Raw genomic sequence first — 4,629 nt, forward strand, 5'->3', positions numbered from 1 at the left:
TGCCTTAAGCGCCGATACCAACACGGTAGATGACAAAACTTTAAACAACCCTAACTCTGCGATTGTGGCAAAACAAACCGTAGTGTTATTAAAAGAATTACAAGCTAAGGCAGGTAAGGGCCAATTGTTGCCAAAAGGCATTACGCTAAATGTGAATTTCCCTAAAAATTTAACCACCAGCACGCCGTTTGCTTTTTCTAAAATTGGGACTTATGACTTATATAAATTGAAGTTCCAAGTGACCAAAGATAGTAAAGGCAACAATCAATTTGGCTTAGGAATCGATGCGGCACCATCGGCCCCAACTGCCGCTCAAATGTCGGATGAAAGCGCTGTAATGCAAAGCAAAATTGCTGTGACTGCAATGCAAGTTGCTTATGATCAACGACCAGCAGGTCAAGAATGGCTTAAAATCCGTTTAAAAAACTTATTTAACAAGTAAGGAGAAAGACCATGAAACGTTGTTTATTGGTTTTACTCCTTGGGCTTGGATTGGCGGCTTGTAATGACAATGATCATGATGACCAAGTCTCGACTGAAAAACCTGCACTGGCTCCGAGCTTAGATGTCGGAACTTATATTATTAGTACCGAAACCGATCAAGAATTACCTATGGCGGGTAAATACTATTCTGGCGCAGATGGGACTAAATTATTGGTTTTAGATGATGACGAAAACCGCGCCAAGATTGTGATGAGTTATGATGCAAAAACAAAAGCTTGGCGAAGCAACCAGTCTAATCAATCAATGACTGTTGAATTAGCACATTATGAAAAAATTGCTGATCAAAAACTTTTGCTTAATCAATTGGTCGGCACCTACGATTTATCGTTTCCAGATGGAACGACGGTAAATGCCGAGGTTAGTGCACAAGGCAAAATTGTCTCGAAAGACCCGAATTGTGTGTTTACGGGTGTTATTACTGTAAGTGCATTAGCCAATACCGCAAACTATCAACTTACCGATAATCAGTGTGATGCGCTAAAAAATAACTCGAAAGGTTATGTTGTGGTAGATGAAGATTTAGAACCTATGAGTTTTAGACTTGTATCTGACACGATTGCATCAAAAGACATTTGGGCATTTGCACAATCTTAAAAATAAAAAGGCAACGGATTTATTTCGTTGTCTTTCACTCCAACTTATCTTGCGCCGTTGAAACAATTAACATGGTTTGAAGGTAATAATCGACACGTGATTGATTACTTTCTTTATGTGAGTTGTGCGCATTAAAGGCTGCATCATGAAGTTTCACGACTCGAGCGATCGGATTCAAACCACAACGAATCAAATATTCTTCGCGTGTTTCAGTTTCCCGTTTAGTTAATGCATCAACCGCATCACGGACTTCCTTTCCGAATAAGCTTTCGATTTTGGCTAGGGTAAGAGGCGTATCTTCAACGCTATCGTGGAGAAGGGCTGTAATAATATAGACTTCCGAAAATCGGTGCTCAATTAATGAATTGACCACACCTTTAATATGGTAATCAAAGTAATCATGAGGACCATACTTTTGACCTTGATGAGATTCTTTTGACAATTTCTCTGCTAATTCAACTTTATTTTGAGTCATTTTTTGCTCTTATTACTTTAAGTATATGACATGGCCTAATGGGTGAGATGGGGCGCTTAAGTCATAATTTTATACTGGATAAGCTACTTTGTTGTGAATACTCTCGTTTGTTTGGTGAATCTCCACAATGTAATATTCAATATATGAAAACGGATAAATAAATTATTGCTATCTATAAATATGAGATGCGCAAAAATTTGCTCACTTTTATCTAAAATAAATCAAATTGAGCAAATATATTCACAAAAACTTATTTTTATAGTATTTTTGAGAAAATAATTGCTCATTTGTACTAATGAAAAAATTAACGATACAGGCTTTACTAAATAAAAACTGGATAGATATAGCAGAACTAAAACTGCTGGAACCTAAGTTGGGTTCGGCTAGCGCCAGTGAACTAGAGTATGAGTTGAATTATGCAATTCAATATTTAGAAAGACGAGATGAGCACGCCTGTAGTTTATCACTTCCTGTACAAATTCTTATTAAACACGAATCGGACACATGGTTTGGCTTTTTAGATGATATTGTTCCATCTGGCGCTGCACGCCGTTATTGGGTGAATTATCTAGATTTACAACGCTTAACCTATGCGGAACAAGAAAGTATTCTATTAGAAAAAGGTGGGATGGCACCTGTTGGTAATTTACGAATTAAAGAAGCATTGCCTCCACTAAACCCAGAGTCAACCTTGCACTTACGTTATTTTAGTAAGGAAGATGTGGCTGAGCGTAATATTGATTTTCTGGAATATGCTCAACAAATGGGAGCTATTAGTGGTGGTGCAACTGGTGCTGGCGGGGAAGCTCCCAAGTTGCTTATTCGTGTTTCACCGGAACAAAAAGTCTGGATTGACACCTACCAAGAAAAATTTGATCAGCCAGATCAGCATTATTTAGTTAAATTTCCGCGAAATAAACGTAGCGAGATTGATTGCGATATTCTCAGAGCTGAATATTATTACTATCAAATACTCAATGAATTAGGTTTCAACACAATTGAAACAACCCAAATGAAGCTCATTGAAGGTACAAAATATCCGTCATTGTGGCTTCCAAGATTCGATACAGAATGGTGTGATCAATATTGGCACCGCTATGGTCTAGAGTCTGTGTATTCTGTACTAAATAAGTCTTCTGGTAGCCATCTTAACCATTTCGAAGTAATTGAGGATCTATGTAGATTACTCACAAGCATTGACTCAGATTTTGATATACCACAATTTATTTGTGAGTGGTTACAACGTGACTTACTTAATATCATTTTTGGCAATTCAGATAACCACGGTCGTAATACATCGTTTATAAAAAAATCTGGAAAAATTTATCTTTCGCCTATTTATGACTTTGCACCTATGAAAGCCGATCCAGAAGTTGTGACCAGATCGACGACTTGGGGAAGTCCGTATGAGGAAGGAGGTGAATACCGGTGGGCGCAAATTACACAAAAACTTGCTCCTTGGTGCGATCCCGATTTATCTCTAGCAACATTAAGGACTTTGGCGAATAACCTGCTTGGCTTAAAGCAACGATTAGTTGATAAAGGTGTACCAAAACAAATTATTGAAATGCCAGCGCTGTCATTTGATTACATAGAAGCTAAATTGAAAAGATGGGAACTGCTATGAATGTAAAAAATCAAACCCAAGACCGTCAGCAGATTCTTATAGATTTATATAAACAATATTTGTTGAGTGAGATTACTTTGGGGCAATTGCTATCGTATTTACGCAAAAATGTGTTGGGTTTGACTCAAGAACAATATGCTAATTTGGTGGGTATAAGCCGTCGGACTTTAACGGACATTGAGCAGGATAAAGGTAAACTGACTCAATCTGTGTTAGATAAAGTGTTTAAGCCACTTGGTTTAAAAGCAGGGCTTGTACCTACGCATGAACATATTGTTAGCAAAATTATAAAGCCAACCGAGTAAGCAACTACTTAAATGTTCACAAGGGAACGCTTGTGAACACTAAAATGATAAATTTTGAGCCAATCTAATACATAAATTTTTTCAACTTTAAAATTTAACTTAATGATATAAAAGCAGATTGTAAATATTACTTAAGAATATCCTTAATTATGTAATTAAATGAAAAATAATAATTATTTAAATATTTTCTAGCCAATTTCACATTGACACTTCAAATATTGAAGATTACCATTTGCGGGCTGGCCTACATTGCCAGTCGGTTTTAGCAGACCGTTTTTAAGACCGCATCAGAATTTATTCCTTCTGAGGGATAGTTCTATGTGTACCTCTCGTCTCTTTCCCGTAGCGGTAGGACGGGAGAGGGACACCTTCGGGTGTGCTGGATGTCTTAACCAGTCTGCTAACCCTCTTTCGTTCTGCCACCATAAATCTTATGCTTTGGCAGAACTCCAAATAAAAAGGAGTTGGCTTTGCGCATCCATCATTTCTTGGCATCCATTGCCAAAAGCTATAACAACACAGCTTAAAACATTTAACGCAGCTTGATCGCCGTAAGGCTTTTCAGGCTTTAGCTCGTTATTACTTAAAACTTCGAACAACTAAAACTTGAGATGTGCTAGGCACAGTCTTTATGGCTTTGCTACGCTTTTTTTCACCTTTAGAAAAGTGGAAGGCTTTTATATCTCATTTATATACAACAAAAATTTAATTTATAACGGTAAAAATATGCCAAATTTAGTTCTCCCAACACGTGCATTAAAAGTCGTCAATAAATCAATTGAACTGTTCCATTACAATGGGTTTCATATCGTGGGCGTCGACAGACTTGTGAAAGAGTCTGAAATACCAAAAATGACATTTTATAACTACTTTCAATCTAAAGAACGCTTTATTGAAATTTGCTTGATTGTGCAAAAAGAACGACTCCAAGAAAAAGTAGCCACTATGCTCGAATACGACCACGGCACAAGCGCAGCCGATAAACTCAAAAAGCTCTATAACTTACACGCAGACATAGACGGGCTGTATTACCTGTTGTTTAAAGCCATTTTTGAAACGAAAAATAACTATCCAAACGCCTATACAACCGCCGTGAGATATAGGACATGGCTCACCAACGAAAT

At 37.4% G+C, this 4,629-nt stretch carries 5 protein-coding genes and 1 pseudogene; 5 read left to right on the forward strand and 1 reads right to left on the reverse strand.

The window, feature by feature from the left end:
• Both C1642_RS19590 and C1642_RS14695 read left to right on the forward strand, forming a co-directional pair.
• A pseudogene (locus tag C1642_RS19590) lies at positions 1-442 on the forward strand (acid phosphatase); the annotation flags it as partial.
• Positions 443-453: 11 nt separating this feature from the next.
• On the forward strand, positions 454-1,098 hold the full coding sequence (locus tag C1642_RS14695) for a hypothetical protein (protein ID WP_103236498.1): 645 nt from the start codon (positions 454-456) through the stop codon (positions 1,096-1,098).
• 34 nt (positions 1,099-1,132) lie between these two features.
• Here C1642_RS14695 and C1642_RS14700 read toward each other — a convergent pair whose 3' ends face one another.
• The gene (locus C1642_RS14700; RefSeq protein WP_103236499.1) at positions 1,133-1,573 is read right to left on the reverse strand and encodes an HD domain-containing protein; all 441 of its coding nucleotides are present in this window, start codon (positions 1,571-1,573) and stop codon (positions 1,133-1,135) included.
• A 295-nt stretch (positions 1,574-1,868) separates the two neighbouring features.
• Here C1642_RS14700 and C1642_RS14705 point away from each other — a divergent pair, with 295 nt between their 5' ends.
• The 3 genes from C1642_RS14705 to C1642_RS19600 all read left to right on the forward strand — a co-directional run.
• Positions 1,869-3,200 carry a type II toxin-antitoxin system HipA family toxin gene (locus C1642_RS14705; protein WP_103236500.1) on the forward strand — a complete coding sequence of 444 codons (1,332 nt, stop codon included), beginning with the start codon at positions 1,869-1,871 and terminating at the stop codon, positions 3,198-3,200.
• On the forward strand, positions 3,197-3,505 hold the full coding sequence (locus tag C1642_RS14710; protein WP_103236501.1) for a helix-turn-helix domain-containing protein: 309 nt from the start codon (positions 3,197-3,199) through the stop codon (positions 3,503-3,505). Before C1642_RS14705 ends, C1642_RS14710 begins: the two co-directional genes overlap by 4 nt.
• A gap of 726 nt (positions 3,506-4,231) precedes the next feature.
• A partial coding sequence (locus tag C1642_RS19600) for a TetR/AcrR family transcriptional regulator (protein ID WP_228153916.1) occupies positions 4,232-4,629 on the forward strand: 398 nt, incomplete at its 3' end.

The organism is Acinetobacter sp. AKBS16 (assembly GCF_002899995.1).
GTDB classification, from domain to species: Bacteria; Pseudomonadota; Gammaproteobacteria; order Pseudomonadales; family Moraxellaceae; genus Acinetobacter; species Acinetobacter baumannii.

What these genes read in the sequence shown, in the direction of transcription:
- C1642_RS14695 (WP_103236498.1), top strand. Translation starts at nt 454, where the DNA reads ATGAAACGTTGTTTATTGGTTTTACTCCTTGGGCTTGGATTGGCGGCT.
- C1642_RS14700 (WP_103236499.1), bottom strand. Translation starts at nt 1,573, where the DNA reads ATGACTCAAAATAAAGTTGAATTAGCAGAGAAATTGTCAAAAGAATCT.
- C1642_RS14705 (WP_103236500.1), top strand. Translation starts at nt 1,869, where the DNA reads ATGAAAAAATTAACGATACAGGCTTTACTAAATAAAAACTGGATAGAT.
- C1642_RS14710 (WP_103236501.1), top strand. Translation starts at nt 3,197, where the DNA reads ATGAATGTAAAAAATCAAACCCAAGACCGTCAGCAGATTCTTATAGAT.